The following is a 617-nucleotide window of genomic DNA, read 5'->3' as shown; positions in this document are numbered from 1 at the left end:
TAACGCCCGCATCAGGTGCGCCGAAGGCGTCACCTGGATGCACTTGTTACACGGCTGTTGATTTACACAGAACATGATTTTTGTGCTTTTCGTTCTCAAGCTCAAAATATGTTACGCCAATTTCTTTGAGATCGTGTTTATCATAAAACTTTAGTGCTCGCGTATTTTCATGGAATACGGTTAGCCATAATCGTTTGTGACCCACAGAGTTACAAAACGATAAAGCAGATTTCAGCAGCTTGGAGCCTACACCATTTGCAGTGAAGTTCTCTTGAATATACAGCCTATCAAGCTCAGGCATTTTACTCTCTGTGATAGGGCATGTTGCAGAAAGGTTCAGCGAGACATATCCGATCAGGTGATCATCTTCAATTGCTACAAAATAAACCTCATTCTCAGTTATCAGTTTGCTTTCAATATTGTTTTCAGTAAATTCATTTAGTACATACTGAGAAATGGATTTTCTGATTCCTTGTTTTGCGTATGTGTCGAGCCATACTTGTATTGAAAGTGCTGCAATATCAGAACTGTCTTTGACTTCTGCAATTCTTATCATTTCTTTCCGCAAGGTTTACTTCGATGTTGATTGTAGCTAGAGACTGAAGCCGTGTAACGCC

General features: G+C 40.0%; 1 protein-coding gene. It reads right to left on the bottom strand.

Annotated features, from left to right (window positions below; translation table 11 throughout):
- Window positions 1-46: 46 nt before the first annotated feature.
- Window positions 47-556, bottom strand: a complete 510-nt coding sequence (locus tag ACY2RQ_RS19700; RefSeq protein WP_490114719.1) for a GNAT family N-acetyltransferase — start codon at window positions 554-556, stop codon at window positions 47-49.
- Between the last annotated feature and the right edge of the window lie 61 nt (window positions 557-617).

This window comes from Parendozoicomonas sp. 209JJ7-1, assembly GCF_058147085.1.
Note: the sequence above shows the minus strand (reverse complement) of the source record. Positions and strands in the feature narration are given on the sequence as shown.